Here is a 25182-nt window from a genome sequence, read left to right as displayed (position 1 = left end):
GTCCTTGTGAACCGCAACCGCTGCTGGCGTGTAGTAGTACACAGCGGGAAAATCGAAGATCTCGGCGCGCTTCTTCGTCGGCGTCATCGAGCCGACATGCATGTCCCAGCGGCCGACCCAGTTGCCGGCGGTGATGATGTCCCAGCCCGGCGTCACGAACTCGACCTTGACGCCGATGCGCTTGCCGATCTCCTTGGCGACATCGATGTCGAAGCCGTCCAGCTCGTTGCTGGCATTGAGGAAGGACTGCGGCGCCCAGTTGGCGTCAGTTGCGACCTTGAGAGTTCCGGCCGCCACGACACGGTCCAGCACCGCGCCGGCCTGAGCCGGAAGCGTCGTCAATGTCAGGGCAAGCGAAGCCGCCAATGTCGCCAATTTCAGAGATGTTTTCATGTGCACCGTTCCCCTTGTTGTTGTTGCTAATTTAGAAATGAGACTGCCGTCGCCGTCTTCCGGCGAGGCAGAGGAGGTTTGCCGCGCCGATTGCTCGGAACGAAGGTAAGCCGACGGTCGCGAAACGCTTGTCATGGCGTGTCGGCCTTTGCTTCGTCGCGCACCGCACGCGCGACACGGAAGGCCTCGACACCTGCCGGAACGCCGCAATAGACCGCGATCTGGATCAGGGCCGCCCGCAGCTCGTCGTCGCCAAGCCCGTTGCGCATCGCACCTCGAAAATGCACGCCGAATTCATGCATGCGCCCCAGTGCCGCAAGAATGCCGAGATTGAGCAGGCTGCGCTGCTTGAGATCGAGCGCGGCGTCAGTCCAGCATGTGCCCCAGCAATACTCGTTGAGCATGTCCTGGAGGGGCCTGGAGAAGTCGTCGGCATTGCCGATTGCGCGGTCGACATAGTCGTCGCCCAGTACTTTGCGGCGGACTGCCTCGCCGGCTTTCTGCAATTTTCTATCCATGGCTGGTCGCCCCTGCCCGTCGTGAGTGGTCATTCAGGAAATCCGCAATCAGGCCAGCGACCGGCCCGGGCGCTTCGATCAGGATCGAATGCCGCAACCCCGGCAGGATCTCGAGCCGCGAGCCGCGGATCTGGTCGTGCATATGACGCGCCATGCGCGGGTTGGATCCCTGGTCGTCCTCCCCCGTCACGATCAGTGTCGACGACCTGATCTGGTCGAGGATGCCGCCGAAATCTGTCTCGGCCAGAACCCGGTAAGCGGCGGCGTAGCACGCAGGATCGTTCTCGGCGTCGCGCCGATGCAGCTCGGCGATCACATCCGGGTTGCGCTCCTGAAACTCCTCGGTCAGCCACCGCGAGAGCGACGCGGCATGGTGCGCACTCGGCTGGCTGGCGGTCAAAGCGGCGAGACGACGCAGAACCGCCTGCCGTTCTTCCGGCAAGCGCCCGGCGACGGTCGCCAGCAGCACCAGCTTTTGAAGCCGATCGGGATGGGTCAGTGCCAGGCGCTGGGCTATAAGGCCGCCCAGCGAGAAGCCGGCAAGATGAAAGCGCGCAAAGCCAGCATGATCGGCCAGCGCCAGCGTATCGCCGACGAAGTCATCAATCTCGTAGCGTCCCTTGATGCGCGCCGACCCGCCATGGCCACGTAGATCAAATGTGAGCACGGTGAACTGATCCGGCAGGCGAGCGACGACGCCGCTCCACGCTTCCAGATAGGAGCCGACGCCATGGATGCAGACCAGCTTCTGTGGCCCGTTCCCGTCGACACGATAGTTGAGCGCCACATCGCCGTGAACGAAGGAACCGGTCGCCATCGCCATCAGTGCCCCACCGCGACAGCCCTGGTGCGATCCCGCGTGGCGAAGTGCGGCATGACCTCATCGACGAACAGCCTGATCGTCTTCTTCTGCAGCTCGAACGGCAGGTTGAAGGTGAGTCCCAGGCAGTACTGGTCGACGCCCGCGGCCTCATAATCCTCGAGCTTCTCGATGATCTCGCCTGGGGTGCCAAACATCAGGTTCTTGCGGATGCTCTCTGGATTGTAGTTGTCCTTGCCCTTGACGCTTTCATAAGGCACAGCCTCGGGGAAACCGTTCTTTACCGTGCCGATGTTCTGGAAGAGGTTCTCGAAGGAGCGCCCGTAGTCGATGGCGTGGCGGACCGCGACTTCCCAGTCCTCCGGGCGATCGTAGATGCAGGTGCGGCGTTGCATCATCAGGCGTGGGCGCGGCACTTCCGGATGGTCGGCGACCGCCTTGCGAAATTTTTCGCCGAGCACGGCAATCTCGGCCGCGGGCGCTGAAAGCGGCGTCGACAGGATGTTGGCACCGATGCCTACGGCCCAGTCGAATGTGCCGGGGTCACGTGCCGCCACCCAGATCGGCGGATGCGGCGTCTGCAATGGCTTGGGCACGCCCGCGGCCAGCGGAAACTTCCAATAGTGGCCGTCATGCGCATAGTCATGGGCCCACAGTTTCTTCACCGCCGGCACCAGTTCCTTGAGGTAGGCGACGCCCTCCTGCTGTGGCATGCCGCCGGCCATGCGGTCGAACTCGTATTGATAGGACCCACGGGCTATGCCGAACTCCAGCCTGCCGCCGGTCAGGTGATCGCAAAGGGCGGCTTCGCCAGCCAGGCGGATCGGGCTCCAGTACGGCGCCACCAGCGTCGAGGTGCCAAGCCGGATCTGCTGCGTGTGCTGCGCCAGCCAGGTCAGGGTCATCAACGGATTGGGCGAGATGGTGCACTCGATCGTATGATGCTCTGCCGTCCACAGCGTCTCGAAGCCGCCCGCGTCGGCCATCTGCGCCAGCTCGAGCAGATTGCTCTTCACCTTCGACATCGGCATGTCGGGCGAGAAGCGCTCCATGGTCAGCGACACTGCAAATTTCATTTCTGTTGTCCCGTCCTTTGTGGTCGGTGTGGGTGATGCTCAGCGCAGGCGGATGACAAATGGGTCCTGCATGATCCCGGAATAATCGATCATGATGTTCTTCAGCCGCGAGAACTCCTCCATCACGTCGAAGCCTCCCCTGCGGCCATAGCCGCTTTCCTTGAAACCGCCATTGGCCGACATGAAGGACGAGGCGCGATAGGTGTTGATCCAGACGGTTCCGGCATCGACATTGCGGGCAAAGCGCAGCGCGCGGTCGATGTCCTTGGTCCAGATGCCGGAGGACAGTCCGTAGCGCGTGTCATTGGCGAGCGCGGTCATCTCCTCTTCCGACGAGAAGGGGATGACGCCGACGACCGGCCCAAAAATCTCCTCCTGCATGAAGTCCATGTCGTTGCGGGCGTCGACCATGACGGTCGGCTCGAAATACCAGCCTTCCGCGAGCGCGGCCGATTGCGGTCTGCGGCCACCGGCCGCGATCCTCGCCCCCTGATGGACGCCCGAGGCGACGTAGCTTTCAACTTTGGCAAGTTGTGCCGAAAGCGCCAGCGGACCCATGTCGGTATCGTCATTCAGGGGGTGGCCCACCCTGACCCGCCTGGCGCGCTCGACCAGCGCGTCGACGAAACGGTCATAGATACTGGCCTCGACGAAGCAGCGCGATCCGGCAACGCAGCTCTGGCCGGCGGCGGCGAAGATGCCGGAGACGACGCCGTTGACGGCATGGTCCATGTCGACATCGGCAAAGACGACCTGAGGCGATTTCCCGCCAAGCTCCATCTGGCACGAAACCAGGTTCGCCGCAGCATTTGCGGCAATGCGCCGGCCGGTGGCCGTGCTGCCAGTGAAGACGATCTTGGCGATGTCGGGATGACGCGTCAGCGCGTCGCCGGCGCTGGTGCCGGTGCCGGTCACGACATTGACGACGCCGGCGGGGAAGCCGGCTTCCATGATCAGTTCGGCCAGCGCCAACGTCGAGGCGGTGGCGTGTTCGGACGGCTTGATGACAACGGTGTTACCGATGGCAAGGCACGGCGCCAAGGTGCCAGTGAGCAGCATCAGCGGCGAGTTCCACAGCGTGATCATGCCGACGACGCCAAGCGGCTCGCGCATGTTGAAGTTCAGCATGTCAAGCTTGTTGACGGGGATGGTGTCGCCCATCAGCTTGTCGGCCATCCCGGCGAAATAGCTGTAGGAATCTGGCATGGCGCGCATCTGCGCCCGCATCTCCTTGAGCAGCTTGCCATTGTCGCGTGTCTCGATCAGCGCCAGCTCGTCGGCATGTTCGAACACCAGTTCCGCCAGGCGATAGACGAGCTTGCCGCGGTCGGTCTGGGTCATGCGGCGCCAAGCCGGATCGGCAAAGGCTGCTCGCGCAGAGGCCACAGCGGCATCGACATCGGATGCGTCGGCCTCGGCCAGTTCATACCAGGACCTGGCGGTCGTTGGATCGTAGCTTGGAATATATTGCCCGCCTTTCGGTGCGACGAAACCGCCGCCGATGAACAGCTGCTGGCGGGAATTCTCGATCGATTTGACTGACGTCTTCATGGCTGTTCCTGTTCGGCGTCCTTGGGGCTTTGCATCCATGGCTTCGAACCGCCATCAATGCTGGCGAGACGCCCGCCATCGCCCGAATCCATGTAGATGCTGAAGCGCTCGTCGTGCCGCTCGCGGCTGTAGCGGCGCAGCAGCGCGCGGATTTCGCGCGCCGGAATGTCTTGATAGGGAAGGTCCGCCAGCGGAAAGAACTTGAATCCCGCGGGCAATGTGAGGGCGGCGGAAGCGCCGGAGAGCCGGGCGCGATAGATGAGGTAGCCGGGATCGCTGTCGGCGACATCGAAGACGGAATAAAGAAACGTCTCATCCGGAAGCAGCGTCAGTGCGTCGCCGCCTTCGAGCTTGAGTTCGTTTTCCGCCTTGCGGCTCTTGGCGCTGGGCAGCACCCAGCCGCCCTTGCCGTCGGCGCGCAACAGGATGTTGCCTTCGGCTTCGATCAAATAGCCGACGATCATCGAGTGGGAAGCAAGCCAGCCCGGTGGCAGTGGATCCTTCACCGAGGCATAGCGTCCGCGGCAAAAGCCGAGCGGTGCCGACGGACTGGTGCCAAACGCCTGCACGGCGCCGATGAGAACGGCATGGTCGCCGGCATCGACGCGGTTGTGCACGGTGCAGTCGAACCAGGTCAGGCATTCGTTGAGGATCGGCGCCCCGGTGTGGACACGGTCATGGCTGATCGAGCCGAACTTGTCGTGCGCCTTCGAGGCGAAGACCGCCGAGACGTCGGTCTGCCCCTCATGCAAAAGATTGACCGCGAAAGAGTCGGACGCGTTGAACGCGGCATAGCTGGCAGCGGCCTTGCCGACGCAAACCAGAAGCAGCGGCGGATCAAGCGAGACCGACGTGAAGGAGTTGGCCGTCATGCCGCGCGGCGTGCCATCGGCGTCGCGGGTGGTGATGACTGTGACGCCGGTCACGAAGGTTCCGAATGCCCTTCTCAGTGCAATCGGATCGATCGTTGGCTGTGGAGTCGTCAGCATCTGGCCTCGTGTTCCCTCTTCGTATTGCGCGAGACGTTAGCCGCTGACCTGCAGCCGTTCTTCCTCCTGTTGATAGGAACAGTAGGCAGAGAGGCTGCTGTGTTTGCGAGCAAGGATCGCGGACAACAACGCAAACGGCAGGGAAGATACCCAAGCTGGAAACAGTCCGCACGGCGGAGGCTGGAACGATGCTATCTTTCGACCGAATCGCGGTTGTCGATGACCTCGCGCAAGCGGATGGCGAGCTCGAAAGCAAAGCGCCGCTCAGGGGTATCGAGATCGACACCGAACAGTTCCTGGATGCGCGCCAGCCGGTACCGCAAGGTGGTCACGTGCAGCCCCATCGCATCAGCGCAGGCCTGGCTGCGGCAGCCTTCGCGCAGATAGGAGAACAACGTCTCCATATAGGGGGTGCCGTGCTGGCCATCGTGATCGGCGATGGCGCCGACACTGTCCTGCACGAAGCTCCGCACATCCTCCACCTCGGCGGCCGCGATCAGCATCGGCAGCGGGCCGAAATCCTGGCTGGCAAAGACGCCGGTCCGGCCGAACGAGCGTCCGATGCGGATCATGCGCCGGCAGCGATCCCATGCCGGGGGATAGTCCGCAAGTTTGGTGCAGAGACCGGAAAGAACGACGAACGGTTCCTGGCCGAATTGGCGCCCCAGTTCCTCGGCAACCTTGCGCAGCAGCTTGGCGATACGGTCCCTGTCTTCGCCCAGCTCAGCCGGGATCAGGCAGACGAGGCCATTGTCGACGACGATGATGTCAGCCGCGACCGAGTTCTGCTGCAGCAACCGGATCACCGCATGATGCGGATCGACCAGACGTCCGGCGCTGCTTTGGGCGGCTTCAGGCAGATCGATGAGGATCATCTGCTTTGGTGATGCCAGCCCTACGCCAAGCCGCTGCGCCCGCTGCATTACATCGGCGGGGGCGTGCCAGCGATGCTCGACCACCTCCATGAACAACTCCGTCAGCGTGCGTGTCTCGAATCGGAAGCGGATGAAGCTGCGCATCATCTGGACGCTGAGCGCGAATTTGGCACTGTCGAGCAGGAGCAGGTCGAGCTGGCTGAAGGGCTCCTGCATGGTGAAGATGACCATTGCCCCGACAGCCTCGGCATCAACGCTCAACGGTTCGATCTTCGCGGTGAGACGCAGACGGCGCATGCCGTCGTCGAGGAAGAATGTATGAGCCTCGCTGTGCGGCTGATCCACCGCCGACCGCGCGACCTTCATGATCTGCCGGTGCAGGCTGGTGCTGGCGGCAAGCTGCCAGGCCGCGTCGTCGAAATGCTTCTCGCTCGGTGAGCGGCTGGCGACGATCAGGTTGGCGGTGAAATCGACCACGACGACGGGGTTGGGCACCAATGCTGCGATCTTACCGGCAAGCGAAGGCATCGAGCTTTCGGCCAAGGCCTGCTGCAGCAGCGACGTATGTGCCTGGAGCGCCTGCTGGAGCCGTTCCGATGCACGCTTCTCCTCGCGCAGCTTGTGCTGTTTCTCGACAGCGATTTCACCGAGATGGACGATCATCCCGATGAAGGCGAGATCGTCGGCGCTGACGTCCATGATCTCTCGCGAGATGACGCTGAGCACCATCGGCCTTGCGGCCTCGTCGAGGCAACTCATCGGCATTACCAGAACGCTGCGGTAGTCGCGTTCGAAAGCCTCCATGCGATAGCCAGGAAACTCCTCCGAGACCCGAGCATCCCTGATATAGACGGCCTCGTTGCGTTGCAGGGCAACGATCGACGGGCTGGTGGCGAGTTCCCAGCGGTCGGGGAGCGACCGCTGGATCAAGGTCGGGTCATGGCGAACGATCACGTAAGCATGGCCATGCGGTGCGTCGATGCTCATGATCGACCCCATCGTCCATCCGGCATGCCGGCAGGCGGCCAACACCAGATCACGCAACACCGTGCTGAGATCGCCGCCTGAGTCGATCAGGCTGGCGGCGTCGCGTAACGACAGGATTTGCGACTGATGGTTCACTGGTGCGACTGTTCCGGCTGACCGATCTGTTCCTGTTGGCACTGCGAGCGCCGATATAAGCAATTCGCGGCCGAGTGAAGCTACACGTCTTCCGAGAGCGAGACATCCGGTTTTTCCTCTGAAGCAGAGGAAGACGCGTGGTGCGCGCCTTCCTAGCCTGGCCCTTTCGAGTTTGGGCAGAAGGACCGTTGGCGCGAATGGAAATCAGGAAAGTCTGCACCTTCATCGACGAGGTTCGGATCGAGGGCGGCAAGGTCGCTGGCAAACCGGTCACATCGATCGTCGTCGCCGCCGTGTTGAAGAACCCGTGGATGGAACGGGGCTTCGTCGAAAACCTTCGCCCCGAGATCATCGACATCGCCCCCAGGCTCGGCGCCGAACTTACGCAGCGGCTGACCGCCTTGATGCCGCCGGCCGAGATCGAATCCTACGGCAAGGCCGCGGCCGTCGGTATCAATGGCGAAATCGAACACGCCTCGGCGTTGATCCACACGCTGCGCTTTGGCAATCTGTTCCGCGATGCCGTCGGCGGCACCACCTATCTCGAATTCTGCAACACCAGAAACGCCGCGGGGGCGTTGTTGTCACTGCCAATGATGCACAAGAGCGAGAACGGGAGGCGCTCGCATTTCATCACCGCGAACTTCCAGATCGCCGATGCACCGGGTGCCGATGAAGTGCTGGTTGCCATTGGTGCAGCCAACGGCGGACGCGTTCACGCCAGGATTGCCGACAGGTTCCAGGATATAGCGGAAATGGACGCGGAAAACGGCTCCTCCTGATAATCGGAGTCGTGTCAGGTCGTAAACCGGCCAGCCTTTGTCCTGTCTTTCAAGCGCGCCACTGCGGGACATTGGCTGCGAAAGGCCTTCTATAAACCGGGGTGGCTTCTGGGCAGCGGGACCTTGTTTCGTGCAAGGAGCCGACCTATTCTAGGCTCCGTCGCGAAAAACAACTGCCTGACCATTGTCACCTTCGTCAGGCAGTCGAGTACACGTCAACTGTGCACAGCACGGTTCGGCCAGCGTCTCCGAGAGTAACCGCCCGACGAGAAGTCGGGCTCATGGCAACCGTCATTCCGACGGATGCATTGGAGCGCTAAAAATGCGAAATCGTATTGCAATCATTGCCCTGCGGATCGATCCGGGTTTCGACCGCAAGAATACATTTTCCTGGCACGATGACGGCGAAGCCAAGCTTGAGTCAAAGATCGCTGAGATCGCGGCTGCAATCATCGTAGCTGGCGAGAAAAAGTTTCGCCTTAGCCTGCGGGAAGCCGAGGAGCGGGCAGAGCGGGAGCGGATTGAAAAGGAGAAGCAGCGCCAGGAATGGTTAGTCCAACTCAACCAAAAGCGCCTACAGAATCTGCGGACCAGCGGAGAGTTGCTGCGTCAGGCTGAAGACATTCGCGCGCTTGTTGAGCGCGTCCGTCGCGCGATCGATGATGGTTCGGCTGATATCGATGCCTCAGCACTGGACGCATGGCAACGTTGGGCCCTCACAGAGGCAGACAGGATCGATCCAGTGCGGTCTGGTCAAATTCTAACGCATCTCAACGAACCATCGCTATAGGCGATCGACAGCCCTCCGGGGGCGCGGCGCTGATCAAAGTCGTCCACCGCCACAGCTTCACGCTCGCGGACCGAACCACTATGGCCAGTTCGGTGGTGAGAAACCGGAGCCAAATGGCCTCGCACGAACTTAAGGACGCGGGCAGCAAACCTTTGTGAGTTTCCCCTAACCGGCCCTTTGAATAACAAAGCAATATCCAATTAAACCCAACATTTACATGGTTAATTGTTCCGAAAGCTCTCCGGCGTAACCAGTGTGCATGTACGGAGATATGTGGCGTGAATGAGTGGGGTTTTGCGGCTGAAGTCAGCAAGTGGTGGGAGCAGGCCGCTGCTGCCAATCCTGCGTGGCGATTCCACAAGGTCAAAGTCGAAGAACATGTGCCTGGCAGCCGGCAGCGTAGCGACCTAATCATACAAGGGGATCAAGCCGCCTTATGTGGAGAAATTCGGCTGCCCGATCACGCCAATCCCTCGCCGCTCGATTTTGAAAATCTCAGGGATGCGGTGTCGAAAGCTTTGGCGCACGGATGTCGTTGGGCGTTCACATCCGATGCTAAATCACTTTACCTTATCGACACGCAGCAAACCGGTTCGCTCATTACAAAGATCGTTCACAAGGAGATCCTGGGGGAGGCTTTCCTCCGTGCAGAGTTAGATGATCCAATCGTTCTCACCCGGATGTCAAAGGCATGGGTAAGTGCGCTTCACGATCTTGCTCCTATCATTACCGGCCTCTCAAAACCTGCCGGCATGGCTCCTGATGAGCTTTTTGTCGAAGCCCTGCGCGAATTGATGACAGCACCCGTCGCAGCGATCCGAGACTCTATGCATGCGCAGCGAGCATCCAATCCAGCATTCCAAGGCGCATTGATTCAATGGATGGTAGACGAGCAAGGATGGACGCACGATCCTGCTAAATGGGAAGCCGAAGTTAATCGGGCAGCAAAACTGACAGGCTATGTCTTCGTTACCCGCTTACTATTCTATGAAGCATTGAGACGATCAAAGCCTGGGTTGGAACCACTATCCTTGCCTGCGCCTCCTTCCACCAATTCAAAGCTGGCAGCCCAAATGCTAAGCTTTCAATTCGAGGAGGCTCGACGAATTTCCGGAGACTATGAGACGCTGTTTTCGTGGGATCGTGTTTCGCAGTATGCCTTTATAGCTGATAATTGTGTGCCGTTCTGGAGGAGAATGGTGGAGCATATCGAGCATTTTGACTTAAGTACTATAGATCACGACATACTCGGAAGGCTCTTTGAGCGCTTGATTGAACCGAATGAACGATATGAATGGGGTCAACACTATACGTCCTCGGACGTCGTCGACCTGATGCTGTCTTTTGCCCTGCCGAATGGCGAAGGAAATCTTCTTGATCCTGCCGCCGGCGGAGGGACATTTCTCGTTCGTGCCTATACGAGAAAGAAATCGCTCTGCCCGACGCAATCGCATCAAGATCGCCTCACCGAATTGTTCGGCGTGGACGTGTCTCATTTCGCGGCCACAATCGCGACGGTCAATCTTGCGGCGAAGCAGTTAGAATTTGAAAACAACTATCCGCGCGTGGCGACGAAGAGCTTCTTCAGCATTGAGCCCGGCGACAAGTTCATGCAACTTCCCTTGGATGCCTCTGCGGAGCCGCGAGAGATGGTCACCATCGCTCTGCCTTCGATGCGAGCCGTTGTAGGGAACCCGCCCTATATCCGCATACACAAGTTGGGAAAGGAGCGTCAGGCGGAAGTTTCCGGCGTGCTTGGTAAAGGCAGCCGTGTGCGGTCCCCTCAAAAACTGCCAAAATCTGCGAATTACCACGTCTATTTCTGGTTTCATGGTGCCCAGTTTCTCGAACCGGGAGGGTACCTGGCGCTGCTGACATCTGGAGAGTGGCTCGACAGCGATTATGGCGCGCCGTTGCAGGAATGGCTTCTCAACAATTTTGCGATTGAAGCTTTTATCGAAAGCGGCGCGGAGGCTTGGTTTTCCGAAGCGCGTGTTGGAACTGTGGTAACAATTGCTCGGCAATGCTCTGATAAGGCAACGCGCGATGAAAACATTGTGCGCTTTGTCACTCTCCGTAAGACCGTTCGCAATTTGATTGGATTGCACGATTCACCAGTCGAACACATGGGAGCGGTGGACAAGCTTCGCGACCGGATTCTAGCCCTAAGTGGAGATGGCGAGGGAGAGGATATGGACTGGAGTGCCGTTTCGCAAAGGCAACTGCGTATATTGGGCGCAAAATAGGTTCCGCGATAGTGAATCCATCCGACATCACAGATTCTTTAGCGTTGGACGATCACAGCCCCGCCGTTGGCTACGGGGGATCGGCTTGGCGAGCGCGGTTCTTGCGCGCTCCAAAGATGGCTTTGCAGCTTGCCGTGCGGGAAGACTTTGTCCCTCTGCATACATTTGCCACCGTGAGGCTCGGCTTGAAGACGGGAGCGGATGGGTTTTTCTTCGTAGAACGCCTGCCAAACCCAAGTACTGGCGGAGAGCTTTTGTCCCGCCGAGGAATTATTTTGGTTGAAGGCCAAGATGGCTGGAGAGGGGAAATAGCCTCTGCCGACTTGCGTCCCGCGATCCTCAATCCCCACCAATTGTTCGCCGGCGATACGCGGCTCTTCGCTATTTCGAAGGACACGAAGCATCTATACCTTTGCCCGCAGTCAGGCAGGCTACGTCACGGATTGGCTGAGTATGTGCGTCTCGGTGAGCTAATCGGGATCCACCAGGGCGAGCTTGTTCAAAGTAACGGCAGTGACGCTGGCTGGTACGTGCAGGTTCGCTCCTTGGTCACAAGCGAATGGGTACTCCCATACAATTCTGCCTATGACTACGGGGCCTGGCACAATCCGCATGCGGCGGTTCTAAACGGGCGCTTTGTAGGAGCAGAGCCGATCGACAAAAACAATTCAGAGCTTATTGGCGCCGTGCTCAACAGCACATTTGCGGCGATGGGTCGCCTCATTGAGGGTGTCGCAACGGGGGTGGAGGGGGCCTTTGACGTTGGCCCGCCCGCCGCTCGCAAAATCAAGGTGCCTGATATTCGCCTGTTCGACGAGCAAGGGCGAAAATTGGTGTTGGCTGCTTTCGAAGCGATCAGAGAGAATGGTGAGATGCTGCCATGTCCGTCGCGAACGGGGAACGTATTGCAACTCAGGCGCGACCTCGATAGCTCGCTGCTCGTCGCGTTGGGAATGTCTCGCGGCCTCGCCGCCGCCTTTCTCGATCCGCTATATGCCAGCTATGGCAGATGGCGCGGCAACATCGAAGATGTCGAGGCCCAGATGCGGGTTAACCGCCGCCAAATGAATGTCACGGGCCTAAATCGAAACCAGCGCCCCGCGGAAACAGCCGGTAAGCGCGTATGGGAAGAATTGGAACATCTGGTGTCACTTTTCCCGCGCGCGTTTTTGCCAAAGGAAGAGATTTTGGAGTTGGTAAACATCCCGGCAGGCGCCTCGATCCAAGTGTCGCGCCCGCTTTTTGAAGAGGGAACGATACGAACGAAAACCAAGGCCGTAGACCTGAAGTCGTATGAGCGGGTGCTCTATGTGTCGATGTTGCGCCAACTCGGCTTGGTCGGAAACATTGAGGTGCCAACCTCCGCAACCAAAGCAGCAGCGATCGTCGAACTCTTTGAGAAGGACCAGCTACGCTTCAATGACCTGGCGTCTGAAAACGCGGCAAAATACGTTTCCGGCAAGGAGGCCATTTCAGAGGTTATAGAAATTGCTAGAAGACACTGGTTCCAGGCTTGCCGAAAGAACGCCCTTGCCGGGCAAAAAACCGTAAAACCGTCTCGCAAATTGAATTAAAGCGCGTCGCGTCAAAATGGATTCATGCGACGCGCTCTGCTCGCAAAATGGCCGCTTTCCGGAAAATCAGAAAGAAGTTTAGGCGGGCCGCCTGCATGTCGCGCCACGTTGCAATCGGCTTCCGTTGATTTTCAAGAGTTTCCTGCGACACTTGGCGAGTCAATGCGACATGGAATGCGACATAGATGGCTCTCGACTACCACTTCCAAACAATCGGCTTCATTTTGAAAGACTTGCTCGACCACGGGCTTCGAAAGGTCGACTATTCGGCCGAAAATTCCATGGAGGTCATGCTCTATCGTGAAGGTGATGAGGACGAAGTTCACGCCACCTTCAACGATGTCCTTCATTGGATGCTCGATGAAGGTCTGATCCGAACTGATAGCATTCAAGAGGGCGATCCATGCGACTACTTCAATGGCGTGCAGCTCACATCGAAGGGAATCGCAATAGTCCAAGCCAAGCCACCGGTGGAGTCCGACCTGGAGTACTCTATCGTGAAAACGATCCAGGAGCCGCCGAAGGAAGGCTTAGGCGCCGACGTCTATGCCAAAATCGGGTCTGCAGTCGGCGGACTTCTTGGCGGTTTTGCACAAGCAATGGGTGGCGGGTAGCCCGCCTCGTTTCCAGCAGGGCCTCCTTATGGCTTTCAGCTTCGCAGCGCACATAGGCCGGCGTCGTACTATGGAACGATGCGCCACGCGCTTCTGGCCGGAGTGGCAGAGGTGCCATTAGGCCGGTGTTCGCGCCGCCGACGGAGGCCATCGAAACAGCGGTTCGGTGTTGACTCTGCTCCGTTGCTCGTCATTGAGCCAAACAGCCCATCTGCCGATCGAAACGGTGTATCCACGCGGCGCGGAGGCTTCCGCCTGCATCGTGGAAAGATTGAAATGTCGCGGCGCAGAACGGATGTCCCCCGGCTCGCGACCGAGCCTGATAACGGGCTCGTTGCCAGCGATCGTCACGGTCCCTGGCCTCGATCCGTCATCATCAAACCCTTGACCGGCCGCCGCATCAGGCATCTCGACTTCGAATATCCAGTTCGACCCGAGGTTGATGCAGTCGTTATGGCTGTTAATCACCGTGATATGCGGCACGTCCTGGTCTGACGGTCGAAGGACTGCCAGAACTGCGAGATCGTCGCCGTCAGGGCTAATGAAATGTGACAGCACAGCATAGGCTGGTCGCTGCTGCCCGTAGCTCAGCGCAATCAGCTCGCCCTTCTCGCAATCCTTGAGAAGCCCAGTGCGAAACGGATTAATCAGCTGCATTATGTCGGCTCCTTGCGCGAATGAGCCACCATCATCGGTCAATGGCATCGGTCAAGCGGAATCGTCTAGTCAGGCGAGAACGGACAATCTAACCGACGGTGTACTCTTGCGCGGCGGGGACCGCTCTGCACCGGGGCTGGAAATAATGGATTAAAACTCGATGTCATGCTGCATGCCGACGATAGTAAAAGAACGCTTCCTCGATAGTGGGTTTTGTGATGTAGCGCTCTCCCGACTCGAACCCCCGCAGCCGCGGTCTGCTATCCTATTTTCACGCCGCTACCGCCGTTTGCCGCATTGGCCGGACAGATCCATTCCAGGCATTGCAAGGAAAGGGTAGCGTGATTGCTTCTTAGGTGAATGCTCCCCTGTCGCGGAACTCAGCCCGCGAGGCGATGTGCAGCGAGAAAAGCAATGAAACGCGCACTTGGCGGGCTCCTCCTGTTCGGCATTAATCGAGAACAGGCAGCGGTAGCTATCGGCGTCAGTCCAACGACGCTCGACCAGATGGTCGCGGATGGCCGTATGCCACAGCCGCGGATGCCCAGCAAAGACCGCTATGTCTGGGACGTGGAGGAACTGGCAGAGGCATTCCGGCGGCTACCACACCGCAACAGCAAACTTGACGGCGTGTCCTCCAGCGATAATCCTTGGGATCGCAGATGATGGACGTGGCGAGCACCATGGTGAAATTCAATCTGAAAGGCGTTGTCGAAGACAGGGATCGGCACGGCAATATCCGGCTGTACTTCCGCGCACCGGGTAGAAAAAAGATCCGTCTGCGAGAAAAGCCAGGTTCAGCCGAGTTCCACGAAGAAGTGCGCTGCGCGCGAGATGGCGTTCCCTATGCTTCGGCTCAGAATGTGGTCAGGCCTGTAGTGAGGCCAGTGGCCCCGCCGGGAAGTCTGATGTGGCTTTGCCAGGAGTATTTCCGGCGCGGTGGCGCAGAGGTCGGAGAAGGCACGATGCTTCGACGACGAACGATACTCGAAGGCGTGTGCAAACTGCCTCACCCGCTGAGCGGGCCGGTCAATCCGGACTTTTCGACGAAGGGTTCATTACCATTCGCGGCCATGAAGCGAGCTCACGTCAAGGAGCTACGTGATACCCGGTCAGACGCTCCGGGGGCAGCCAACAATATTACAAAAGCCATTAGCGCAATGTTCGCTTGGGCCAAGGATGCCGAGATGGTCGAGGTCAATCCGGCAAACGGAATAAAGCGCCTGACTTCGGGCAATGGCGAAGGTTTCCACACCTGGGAAGTGTCGGAGATCGTCCAGTATGAGAAACGGCATGCGCGCGGCACCATGGCTCGTATGGCGCTGGCGATTTTCATGTTCACAGGTTTGCGACTGTCCGATGCAGCAATCTTCGGCAGACAACACATTACCCAGGTTCGCAACAAGGATACCGGGACCTGGGAGAAATGGATCAGGATCAAGCCAGGCAAGACCGACAAGAGCAAGGTGCGCAAGGAAGCGATTGTCGTCGAACTGCCTCTGCTCCCGGAACTCGAGGATGAGCTTTCCTTCGCCCCGGCCGGCAACCTGACATTCCTCGTCACCGAGTATGGCCGGCCTTTCTCGGAAAACGGCCTTGGTAACAAGATGCGCCAATGGTGCGACGAAGCGGGGCTCCCGGGCTGCAGCGCCCACGGGGTCCGCAACGCAGGCGCCACCGTTGCCGCAGAAAACGGTGCCACGCATGAACAGCTGAAGGCGATTTACGGCTGGACGACGTATCAGCAGCCCGATCATTACATCCGCAAGGCACGCCGCCGGATAGTGGCGCAGTCTGCCCGGACGCTTCCGGTATTCGATCGAAACGAGAACGAAAATGTCCCACTTTTGGAGGGGGTGGAAGAGAGTGGGACAAAAAAGTACAAAAAACCCAATTAAATCAACGGCAGCGAAAGCCAATGGTGGGCCCGGAGGGCCTCCCACCAGGGAAGGCTTCGGTTCGGGCCCGCCATGCTCTCCTCGAACGTAGCGGCTATGACGCCAAGGATGGCATTTAAAGGACCCCCTTAGGGTGATTGTGTCCAATGGCGCGCGATCGCTTGGATCAAAAACGCGGGAACGCGACCGTATCTTCTTTGATCTCGCCTGATGACATGCCCGTACGGATCCGCCCGGCGAGCGTATGGGTTGCGGCCAGCGTACCGTCGGGGCATCATTATAAACCTGACGTCCGCGCCATTCGGGAGGTGCCCCAGCTGCAACGTAGTCTCGACAGTTTTTCCTTCGCCTGCGGCCTAGTACGGCCGTGAGGGTGACCGACAAGATCGTCGTCATGGACAATGGATCCACAAGGCCTTCTGTGGTCGAGACAGCAGAAGGGGTCAGCTTGCCTGTCGCCTTTCGTCGCACGGTAGCCCGAAACGCGACGTAGGCGGGTAGTTCAAAGCTTATCCGGTGCCGGCCTGATGGATCCGAATGGTACCAGCGAGATTGTGTCCTATATGACAAGTGAAGACAGTCTCCTCGAGACGGGAGCTGTTGGGTCCTTCCCGTCAGAGCCAGATTGTCATGACGGCACCTGCGACCGCCGAATAAACTCAGGGCATTCAGATGCGGCTTCTCGCCCTCAACAACAGCTATGCGCAATTGCCCGAGCGCTTCTTCGCGCACACGGATCCGAAGCCGGTGTCCGAACCCCGGCTGATCCGATTCAACCGGCCACTTGCGGAGGAACTCGGGCTCGATGCCGACCAGCTTACCAGCCCGGATGGATTGGATATGCTCTCTGGCCATAGATTTCCGGAAGGCTTGCAGGCAATCGCCCTGGCCTATGCAGGTCACCAGTTCGGAAACTTCGTGCCTCAGCTCGGCGACGGGCGCGCTCTGCTGCTTGGCGAGGTGGTGGACGTTAACGACATTCGCCGTGACATCCAGTTGAAGGGATCGGGACCGACGCGGTTCTCGCGCAATGGCGACGGCCGCGCAGCCGTCGGCCCGGTTCTGCGCGAGTATGTCGTCAGCGAAGCAATGGCCGCGCTGGGCATTCCGACGACTCGCGCCTTGGCGGCTGTGCTCACCGGGGACCCGGTCTATCGCGAGGTCCGGCTGCCCGGCGCTGTCCTTACAAGAGTGGCGGCCAGCCATATCCGGATAGGCACCTTCCAATATTTCGCTGCGCGCCACGATACCGGAGGCCTCAAGATCCTCGCCGACTATGCCATTGAACGCCATTTCCCGCAGCTGGTCGGGCAAGCGCGGCCGTACCGCGCTTTGCTTGAGGCCGTTGTCGCTGCACAGGCCGATCTGGTGGCGCGCTGGATGCTGGTCGGCTTCATCCATGGCGTCATGAACACCGACAACATGACGATCTCGGGCGAGACGATCGACTATGGCCCATGCGCCTTCGTGGACGCCTATGACCCGAGCGCGGTGTTCAGTTCGATCGACCGTGTCGGCCGCTATGCCTATGCCAACCAGCCTCATGTGGCGACATGGAATCTTGCACGCTTTGCCGAGACTCTGCTGCCGCTCATGAGCACGGACGAGAGTGAAGCCGTCTCTCAAGCCGAAGAGGTGCTTGGGTCTTTCCAGTCCTCATATGAGACTGTGTTGCAGCGCGGCTTCCGCAGAAAACTCGGATTGCTGACCGAGGCGGAAGGCGACTTGCAGCTCGCGGCTGATTTTCTGGATGTGTTAGCTCGCAGCGAAGCCGACTTTACGCTCGCCTTCCGGCGTCTGGGCGACGACCTCGCCGCCCCGGACGATCAGGGCGGGGCGCGGCAGTTGTTTGAGGATCCAGGCGCATTCGATATTTGGTCGGCGCGCTGGCGCCAGCGCATCGCAAGCGATGCTGCCGACACGGCCGCGCGCCGGGCGGTCATGCATGCCGTCAATCCCAAATTCATCCCTCGCAACCATCGCATCGAGGCTATGATCCAGGCGGCGCTGGGCGGGGACTTCACACCTTTCGAGGAGATTCTGAGGGTCATCAGCCGGCCCTTCGATGAGCAGCCGGAAATGGAACGCTATGCTGACCCGCCACGCCCGGATGAACGCGTCTTAAAGACATTCTGCGGCACATGAGACATTGAATGATGGCCGGTTAACATGTGCAAATGCGGAAGACCCTTCGCAAGCTACCGTCGTGAGTAGTCGGAAGCGTCTGATCTATGACGATTATGGACTCACGGAAGCTTGTCGATCACCCGTGCCGATGCTTCCCCCGTTGCAGCCAGGCCTACCTGAGCGTCGGGCGGCGGGTGCTGGGAGACAGGTCTTGAGCGTCATGGCTGTCCTGAATAAATGGTGGCGTTCAATTTCACTGCAATCAGAGAACGCTCTCCGGAACCAGTTGCCCTGCATCGAGTTGCTATTCCGCCTCGCTTTTGAGCGCGAACGGGAGAACACAGGATGGCACCCACTAAGAAGGCATCACCGAAGGGCCTGAACGAACTTTTCCACGACACGTTGAAGGACATCTATTTCGCCGAAAAGAAGATCGTTGCGACGCTGCCGAAAATGGCAAAGGCCGCTCAAAGCCCAGATTTGAAGGCGGCGTTCGAAAAGCACCGCGAGGAAACGAAAGAACACGTTGCCCGGCTCGAACAGGTTTTCGAAGTGATCGGCAAGAAGCCGCAGGGAAAGACGTGTGCGGCTATTGTGGGCATCACCGATGAAGGTGCCGAGATCATGGAGGAATATAAGGGCACACCTGCCCTGGACGCCGGCCTGCTGGCTGCGGCCCAGGCTGTGGAGCACTACGAAATCTCACGCTATGGCACACTGAAGACCTGGGCCTCCGAACTCGGGCTGGATGAAGCTGTTTCGCTCCTCAATTTAACCGTTGGAGAGGAAAAGGCGACCGACGAGGCGCTGACACAACTCGCTGAATCGGCTGTCAACATGGCTGCCGAAAACGTGTAGTAGCCCCACCAGGTGAAGACTGGCCCGTCGCTACGCGAATCTCACGGGAGGTATCAATGGGATATCTAGGTACGCTCGTTTCAAGACTACTCGGCAAGAAGCCCGGCCCCGCTGGCAACGGCGATATGCGCAAGTCGACTGGCGCGGGTCCTGCAATAGCAGCGCATTCGAAAGACGCGAAGACAACGGCGCCGACCGGCCAGAACCGATCGGCGGCAGCAAAAGAAAAATGACCGACGCCGTAGGAGCGTAGTCACTGGACAGCCAACAATGCGCCCATTTCCGGTCAACCCTTTGAAGCAGGCGGTTCGGTCCTGTCCAGACTGACCCCGTCAGGTCGACTCGCAAGGCTTGCAACCAGTAAAATAACAGTGTCATCAGTACAAACATCGACAAACTCTAAATGGTTGATGGAACGTATGTTATATTTCCTTCCCTCTCTAATTCGACCGATGCGCAATATTATGCCCTACAGAAGACCCACTGAATGAATTACGCAGGTCCAAAGGATCGTAATTAAACCTCTAATAGGCCATTCCAGATTTCGAATGCAGTTCAACTCGGGAAGGAGGGTGGCAAAACCCAATCCCGGAGGCGTCTGGACCTTTAGACCAATGCCATCGGTAGGTAGCGGATGATGATCTCGTCCTGCCGGAAACGGCGCTCCAACTCCGCTCGGCGCCTTCGCCAATCGGGCAGATCGACTTCTTCCGTCATCACCTCGAAGATGACAATCTCGTCCATGTCGGACTCTTTTCCCTCCCTCCAAACCCCTTCCGCGGGCGTCCGAAAATACGCGGTGACACCTTTGAACGTATTGGCGAGTTCGTCCTTCACACGATCGAAGTCTTCCTTGGCGAAGGGCTCACCCGCGTTGTCGGAACGAGGAAGCAGGATCTGGACAAGGTGCATGCGGCCGCCTCCAAGCTCTTCCAACGGCGGCGACCGGCATCATGTTCCATCGGCTGACGCTGCGGGCAAAGGCGTAAACGTGAACCAGGCTGACGGGAAGTTCCTGCTTCCGTGACTGCAGATGGAAATCCTGGCCTTGCCTGAAAGTGTGCCACGACAGCCAGTCCGTGACACCGCCGCAGTTGGCGGCGTGTGGTTGGATGTAGGCGAGCCTCGACCAAGCAAAGGGGCGTGCCCGACTCCTCGATGACAGGCAGGTTTTCTCCCATTGCCAAGGGCCGACAGGTTGCCTTGGCAATGCTGGCGCAACGTTCATAGGTGCCGGCACAATGGGCAGGGATCAGTCAGCCCGTCAACTGCCTGTTTTGGCTACGTTTATTCCTTCTCGCCGGGTGTCGTTTGCATCACAATACACGTATGACAGTAGGTACCACGATCTCGGCCGCGGATATTGCGCCGGCGACACGGACAGACGGCAACCTTGCATCGGCGCACGCGGCTGCGCAATTTTTTGCAAAAGCAGGAACATAGCTGCATCGCCCAAGTTAAATAGCGACGGCATTGGACCACGGACTCATTTTCGCATTTTCCAGGCTGCCAGAATGCTCCGGGGTTCTTTGATGCTCGAACGAATGGGCAGGACAATGTATCGCTGTCGGCGTTTGCTATCAGCCTTTGGTCTGGTGTTGTTGACGAGTGGCCTGTTCCCACAGGGCCAAGCCATGGCACAGGCGCCCTGCCCGGCCGACCACGATAAGCTGCTCGCCGCACTCAAGGCCAATGTGAAAGCAAGCGGCGGACCTGCCAACGGAGGCTTTGAGACCAACGAATGGGCCGCTGTCGTTGCTCGCGACGGCGCGGTGTGCGCGATCGCTTTCAGCGGTCCCACCGCCGATTCGCAATGGCCAGGCAGTCGCCTCGTCGCGGCGGAGAAGGCCAATACAGCCAATGGGCTCAGCCTGGCGCAAATGGCCCTATCGACGGCCAATCTCTACGCGGGGACGCAGCCGGGCGGGCCGCTTTTCGGCTTGCAGGAGACCAACCCGGTCAACCAGGCCGCAGCCTATGCGGGCGATCCCAAAATGTTTGGAAGTGCCAGCGATCCTCTCGTCGGCAAGCCAATCGGAGGCGTCGTCGTGTTTGGCGGCGGGCTTGCCCTCTATGACGGCAAGAGCATCGTCGGAGGCCTCGGGGTCTCAGGAGATTCCTCATGCGCCGATCACAATGTCGCCTGGCGTGTTCGCGCGGCGCTTGGCCTCGACAAGGTTCCCGCCGGGGTCAATCCCAATCGCAAGGACGCCATCGTCTACGATGTCGATCCCGGCGGCAAAAGCGCCTCGGGCTGGGGCCATCCGCTTTGTGCCGGCACCGAGGCTGACATCGCGGCGGAGCTCGGCGCCGGCGTGGGAGGCTCGATCCACAAATGAAAGGCATGCTGCACCCGGCACCAGCGCGCGTTGACGCAGGACAAGGCGCCCGCGCATTGGCGACCGAGAATTCCTTTCGCACGGGCATACTCTCGGGGATGCTGCTGGCATGCGGCCTGTTTCTGAGCGGTGCCTCGGAGCCCGCATCGGCGGCGGCTATCGCGCCGCCCGCCGCCGCGGCGCCACCCGATGACGGGCAATGGATAATGCCGGCCAAGAACTACGCGTCGACCCGCTTCAGCGAACTCAGCGAGATCAACGAAGGCAACGTCAAGAACCTGCAGGTCGCCTTCACCTTCTCGACCGGCGTAAACAAGGGCCAGGAAGCAGCGCCGCTGGTCGTCGGCAACAACATGTACATCGTCACGCCCTTTCCCAACATCGTCTACGCGCTCGACCTTTCCAGGCCCGGCGCGCCGATGAAGTGGAAGTACGAGCCCAACCCCGAGCCGGCGGCACAAGGAGTGGCCTGCTGCGATGTCGTCAACCGCGGAGCGGCCTTCGCCGACGGACGCATCTTCTTCAACACGCTGGACGGCCACACGATCGCGCTCGACGCCAATACGGGCAAGCCGATCTGGAACACTCATATCGGCAACATCAATATCGGCGAGACCATCACCATGGCTCCGCTGGTGGTGAAGGGCAAAGTTCTGGTCGGCAATTCCGGCGGCGAAATGGGCGTCCGCGGCTGGGTCAAGGCGCTGGATGCCGGAGACGGGCATGTTGTCTGGACGGCTTATGGCACTGGACCCGACAAGGATGTGCTGATCGGCCCGGACTTCAAGCCCCACTACGACATGGACAGGGGCACAGACCTTGGCGTGACGACATGGCCACCGGAAGCCTGGAAGATCGGCGGCGGCAATATGTGGGGCTGGATCTCCTACGATCCGGACTTGAACCTGATCTTCCACGGCACAGGCAATCCAGGACCGTGGAATCCGGATTTGCGGCCAGGCGACAACAAATGGACGTCCGGTATTTTCGCGCGTGACGCCGATACCGGAGCGGCGAAGTGGTTCTATCAGTGGAGCCCGCATGACCTCCATGACTATGACGGCATCAACGAGCAGATCCTTCTGGACATGACCTGGCAAGGCAAGCCGCGCAGGGTCCTTGTCCGACCGGAACGCAACGGCTACCTCTATATCCTCGATCGGACCACTGGAGAGGTGCTATCGGCCACAGCCTATGGCCCGGTCAATTCCAGCAAAGGCGTCGATCTGAAGACCGGCCGCCTGATTGCAAACCCTGACAAGAGAACCGGCACCGGCAAGGTGGTCCGAGACATTTGTCCGACGGCATCCGGCCTCAAGGACTGGCAGCCATCGGCGTTTTCGCCGAGGACCGGCCTGCTCTACATCCCCCACAACAATCTCTGCATGGATGAAGAAGGCGTCGAGGTAAACTACATCGCAGGCACGCCCTATGTCGGCATGAACGTACGTATGATCCCCGGGCCGGGCGGCAATCGTGGTGCTTTTACCGCCTGGGATGTTGCCGCCGCCAAGCCGGCCTGGGTCCTGAAGGAGAACTTTCCGGTATGGAGCGGCACCGTCGTCACTGCCGGCGATGTCGTCTTTTACGGGACCATGGAAGGCTGGTTCAAGGCGGTCAGCGCCAGGACTGGCGATCTGCTTTGGCAGTTCAAGACATCGTCCGGCATCATCGGCCAGCCAATAACCTATCGCGGCCCCGATGGGCACCAGTATGTCGCAATTCTGTCAGGCGTCGGTGGCTGGGCCGGCGCCATCGTTTCGGGCGACTTAGACCCACGCGATGCCACCGCGGCACTTGGCTTCGTCAACGCGATGAAGGATCTGAAGAACGCTACCACGGCGGGAGGCACGCTTTATGTGTTCCGGCTGCCTTGATGGATTGAACTTGACCGTACGTCCGGCGCGAAAGGCGTTCCAACGGGTGGCGATCGGCATGGCCGGGCTCGCCTTGTTGCTCTTTCCGGCTGTTGCCAACGCACGTGAATTGAGAGTGTGCGCCGACCCGAACAACATGCCGTTTTCCAATGCGGCCGGTCAAGGCTTCGAGAACAGGATCGCGGAAATTGTCGCCACTGATCTTGGCGCCAAGCTGACGTATACCTGGTGGGCGCAGCGCCGTGGCTTCATCCGCAACACGCTGAAGGCAGGCCTTTGCGATCTCGTGCCCGGCACGCCTGCCAATCTCGAAATGCTGCGCACCACCACGCCTTACTATCGTTCGTCCTATGTCTTCGTGACCCGCCAGGACGGCCCGGACGTGACGTCCTTCAACGACCCGCGGTTGCAAGAATTGCGCATCGGTGTTCAGCTCATCGGCGACGATGGCGCCAACTCGCCGCCTGTCCAGGCGCTTGGCCGCCGCGGCATTGTCGGGCACCTCATCGGCTACCCCGTCTATGGCGACTACTCTGCTCCCAACCCGCCGGCGCGCATCGTCGAAGCTGTCGCGAACGGCGAGATCGACCTTGCCGTGGTCTGGGGTCCGCTCGCCGGCTATTTCGCGCAGAGGCAAAAGGTGCCGCTCCGGATCACGCCGGTCACGCCTCGCATCGATGGACCGCAACTGCCGCTGATGTACGACATCTCAATGGGTGTTCGACGCGAGGACGATGCGCTGCGTGGCGATGTGAATAGCGCGCTTGCCCGACACAAGGCCGAGATCGACGAGGTTCTGGCGCGATACGGCGTACCGCGTCTGGACATGGCCGGGAGACCGGCCCGATGAGGCGCGCTCTGGCGATGTTGCTGCCCTTGACACTGGCCCTGGTCGCCTGCCAGCGCGAGGAGCGCGACACGCGACCGCAATCGGCGCTCGGCTCAGGTGAGCAGCCGACGCCTGTGACCACGTTGGAGCCGGGCGGACAGCGACCCTCCCCCACCGACAACAAGGCGGCGAGCTTCGAGGCCAACGCCTTCCACATGAGCGAGGGCAAACGCCTGTTCGGCTGGTTCAACTGCTCGGGCTGCCATGCCAATGGCGGTGGCGGCATGGGTCCGGCGCTCATGGACGAGAAGTGGATCTACGGCAGCTCGATGGAAAGCATCCACGCCACGATCCGCGACGGCAGGCCCAACGGGATGCCAAGCTTCGGCCAGAAGATACCCGACGACCAGATATGGGAGCTGGCGGCCTTCGTGCGCGCACTGGGCGGCAACGCGCCGTCTTCCGCCGCGCCGCAACGCGATGACGACATGATGGTGCATCCCTCGGAAAACCGCCTGCCGGATGCCGCGACACTGGGCAAATCACCGTGAAGCGCCCGGCCTCGATGGCCTTCGCCTTCTGTGTCCTGTTTCTGCAGGGATGCGCAGGCTGGCAGTCGGCGCTTGACCCGAAGGGCCCCGCAGCCGGCGAGCTGGCCTGGCTCATCTGGTTCTTTACCGCGCTTTGCGCGGTTGTTTGGGCGCTGGTGATGATCGCTCTCGCAGCACCGCTGGTCATGCGATCGCGTTCCGGCGATGAACCCCTCCTACTCGACGAAGCGGCCGAACGCGGCAAGATGCGCGTGGTCGTGTCCGCCGTCGGAGTGACCACCATCATCTTGATCGGACTGACGCTGCTAAGCTTTTTCGCCAACAGGACGCTGGCTGCGATCGGCTCGGAGGCTGCGCTGACAATCAGGGTGACCGGGCACCAGTGGTGGTGGGAGGTGCGCTACGAGGATGCTACGCCGAGCCGCATCCTGACGACGGCAAACGAGATTCATATCCCTGCCGGCGAGCCGGTGCGGCTGCTTTTGACCTCGACCGATGTGATCCATTCCTTCTGGATCCCAAGCTTGGCCGGCAAGCTCGACCTTATCCCGGGCCACATGAACGTCCTGGATATCAAGGCGGACAAGCCAGGCGTCTACCGTGGTCAATGCGCTGAATTCTGCGGTGCGCAGCACGCCAACATGGGCACCTTCATCATCGCCGAGCCGCGCCCGAAATTCGATGCCTGGCTGAACG

The 25182-nt window shown here is 59.9% G+C and carries 23 protein-coding genes; 14 read left to right on the top strand and 9 right to left on the bottom strand.

Going from position 1 to position 25182, the window contains the following annotated elements; all coding sequences use genetic code 11:
• The 7 genes from EN949_RS16110 to EN949_RS16080 form a co-directional block, all read right to left on the bottom strand.
• Positions 1 to 393, bottom strand: a 393-nt coding sequence (locus EN949_RS16110; protein ID WP_127371727.1) for a transporter substrate-binding domain-containing protein, incomplete at its 3' end; no start/stop codon positions are given.
• A 131-nt stretch (positions 394 to 524) separates the two neighbouring features.
• Positions 525 to 911: a carboxymuconolactone decarboxylase family protein gene (locus tag EN949_RS16105; RefSeq protein ID WP_127367231.1), complete on the bottom strand. Its 387-nt coding sequence runs from the start codon at positions 909 to 911 to the stop codon at positions 525 to 527.
• Positions 904 to 1734: an alpha/beta hydrolase gene (locus EN949_RS16100; RefSeq protein ID WP_127371476.1), complete on the bottom strand. Its 831-nt coding sequence runs from the start codon at positions 1732 to 1734 to the stop codon at positions 904 to 906. The genes EN949_RS16105 and EN949_RS16100 overlap by 8 nt, the downstream gene beginning before the upstream one ends.
• The gene (locus EN949_RS16095) at positions 1734 to 2807 is read right to left on the bottom strand and encodes an LLM class flavin-dependent oxidoreductase (RefSeq protein WP_127367613.1); all 1074 of its coding nucleotides are present in this window, start codon (positions 2805 to 2807) and stop codon (positions 1734 to 1736) included. Before EN949_RS16095 ends, EN949_RS16100 begins: the two co-directional genes overlap by 1 nt.
• 39 nt (positions 2808 to 2846) lie before the next feature.
• Complete coding sequence (locus EN949_RS16090) at positions 2847 to 4358, bottom strand: aldehyde dehydrogenase (protein WP_127371726.1); 1512 nt, start codon at positions 4356 to 4358, stop codon at positions 2847 to 2849.
• Complete coding sequence (locus EN949_RS16085) at positions 4355 to 5347, bottom strand: flavin reductase (protein WP_127371394.1); 993 nt, start codon at positions 5345 to 5347, stop codon at positions 4355 to 4357. The genes EN949_RS16090 and EN949_RS16085 overlap by 4 nt, the downstream gene beginning before the upstream one ends.
• Positions 5348 to 5538: 191 nt before the next feature.
• Positions 5539 to 7344: a helix-turn-helix domain-containing protein gene (locus tag EN949_RS16080; RefSeq protein ID WP_127371725.1), complete on the bottom strand. Its 1806-nt coding sequence runs from the start codon at positions 7342 to 7344 to the stop codon at positions 5539 to 5541.
• 197 nt (positions 7345 to 7541) lie between these two features.
• Here EN949_RS16080 and EN949_RS16075 point away from each other — a divergent pair, with 197 nt between their 5' ends.
• From EN949_RS16075 to EN949_RS16055, 5 genes are all read left to right on the top strand, one after another.
• Positions 7542 to 8126 (top strand): amino acid synthesis family protein, encoded by a 585-nt coding sequence (locus EN949_RS16075; protein WP_127371724.1) that lies wholly within the window; start codon positions 7542 to 7544, stop codon positions 8124 to 8126.
• A gap of 322 nt (positions 8127 to 8448) precedes the next feature.
• Positions 8449 to 8916 (top strand): hypothetical protein, encoded by a 468-nt coding sequence (locus EN949_RS16070; RefSeq protein WP_127367306.1) that lies wholly within the window; start codon positions 8449 to 8451, stop codon positions 8914 to 8916.
• 278 nt (positions 8917 to 9194) lie between these two features.
• On the top strand, positions 9195 to 11162 hold the full coding sequence (locus EN949_RS16065) for an N-6 DNA methylase (protein ID WP_127371400.1): 1968 nt from the start codon (positions 9195 to 9197) through the stop codon (positions 11160 to 11162).
• Positions 11163 to 11278: 116 nt separating this feature from the next.
• On the top strand, positions 11279 to 12736 hold the full coding sequence (locus tag EN949_RS16060) for a hypothetical protein (RefSeq protein WP_127371723.1): 1458 nt from the start codon (positions 11279 to 11281) through the stop codon (positions 12734 to 12736).
• A 185-nt stretch (positions 12737 to 12921) separates the two neighbouring features.
• The gene (locus EN949_RS16055; protein ID WP_127367629.1) at positions 12922 to 13350 is read left to right on the top strand and encodes a hypothetical protein; all 429 of its coding nucleotides are present in this window, start codon (positions 12922 to 12924) and stop codon (positions 13348 to 13350) included.
• Between the two features lie 117 nt (positions 13351 to 13467).
• Here the strand turns inward: EN949_RS16055 and EN949_RS16050 are convergent, their stop codons facing one another.
• Positions 13468 to 14007, bottom strand: a complete 540-nt coding sequence (locus EN949_RS16050; protein ID WP_127367628.1) for a hypothetical protein — start codon at positions 14005 to 14007, stop codon at positions 13468 to 13470.
• Between the two features lie 414 nt (positions 14008 to 14421).
• Here EN949_RS16050 and EN949_RS16045 point away from each other — a divergent pair, with 414 nt between their 5' ends.
• The 4 genes from EN949_RS16045 (at position 14422) to EN949_RS16025 (ending at position 18890) form a co-directional block, all read left to right on the top strand.
• A complete protein-coding gene (locus tag EN949_RS16045) occupies positions 14422 to 14673 on the top strand; it encodes a hypothetical protein (protein WP_127367627.1) in 252 nt (83 codons plus the stop codon).
• A complete protein-coding gene (locus EN949_RS16040) occupies positions 14670 to 15905 on the top strand; it encodes a site-specific integrase (protein WP_245461867.1) in 1236 nt (411 codons plus the stop codon). The genes EN949_RS16045 and EN949_RS16040 overlap by 4 nt, the downstream gene beginning before the upstream one ends.
• Before the next feature lie 672 nt (positions 15906 to 16577).
• The gene (locus EN949_RS16030) at positions 16578 to 18050 is read left to right on the top strand and encodes a protein adenylyltransferase SelO (RefSeq protein ID WP_024504609.1); all 1473 of its coding nucleotides are present in this window, start codon (positions 16578 to 16580) and stop codon (positions 18048 to 18050) included.
• A gap of 327 nt (positions 18051 to 18377) precedes the next feature.
• Complete coding sequence (locus EN949_RS16025) at positions 18378 to 18890, top strand: ferritin-like domain-containing protein (RefSeq protein ID WP_024504610.1); 513 nt, start codon at positions 18378 to 18380, stop codon at positions 18888 to 18890.
• 606 nt (positions 18891 to 19496) lie between these two features.
• On the opposite strand, the gene EN949_RS16020 is transcribed toward EN949_RS16025, so the two are convergent.
• Positions 19497 to 19802: a hypothetical protein gene (locus tag EN949_RS16020; protein ID WP_024504611.1), complete on the bottom strand. Its 306-nt coding sequence runs from the start codon at positions 19800 to 19802 to the stop codon at positions 19497 to 19499.
• A 722-nt stretch (positions 19803 to 20524) separates the two neighbouring features.
• On the opposite strand from EN949_RS16020, the gene EN949_RS16015 reads away from it, so the two are divergent.
• The 5 genes from EN949_RS16015 to coxB form a co-directional block, all read left to right on the top strand.
• A complete protein-coding gene (locus tag EN949_RS16015; RefSeq protein ID WP_082827622.1) occupies positions 20525 to 21229 on the top strand; it encodes a heme-binding protein in 705 nt (234 codons plus the stop codon).
• On the top strand, positions 21226 to 23106 hold the full coding sequence (locus EN949_RS16010; protein ID WP_127371086.1) for a methanol/ethanol family PQQ-dependent dehydrogenase: 1881 nt from the start codon (positions 21226 to 21228) through the stop codon (positions 23104 to 23106). The genes EN949_RS16015 and EN949_RS16010 overlap by 4 nt, the downstream gene beginning before the upstream one ends.
• Positions 23087 to 23956: a substrate-binding domain-containing protein gene (locus EN949_RS16005; protein ID WP_063174003.1), complete on the top strand. Its 870-nt coding sequence runs from the start codon at positions 23087 to 23089 to the stop codon at positions 23954 to 23956. Before EN949_RS16010 ends, EN949_RS16005 begins: the two co-directional genes overlap by 20 nt.
• Positions 23953 to 24486, top strand: a complete 534-nt coding sequence (locus EN949_RS16000) for a c-type cytochrome (RefSeq protein ID WP_027161881.1) — start codon at positions 23953 to 23955, stop codon at positions 24484 to 24486. Before EN949_RS16005 ends, EN949_RS16000 begins: the two co-directional genes overlap by 4 nt.
• On the top strand, positions 24483 to 25182 hold a 700-nt coding region (gene coxB, locus EN949_RS15995; RefSeq protein ID WP_245472422.1), incomplete at its 3' end, for a cytochrome c oxidase subunit II. The genes EN949_RS16000 and coxB, both read left to right, overlap by 4 nt.

The organism is Mesorhizobium sp. M7A.F.Ca.US.007.01.2.1 (assembly GCF_003998165.1).
Lineage (GTDB): Bacteria > Pseudomonadota > Alphaproteobacteria > Rhizobiales > Rhizobiaceae > Mesorhizobium > Mesorhizobium ciceri.
The sequence above is the reverse complement of the archived record's forward strand: the minus strand, read 5'-3'. Positions and strand labels throughout refer to the sequence as shown.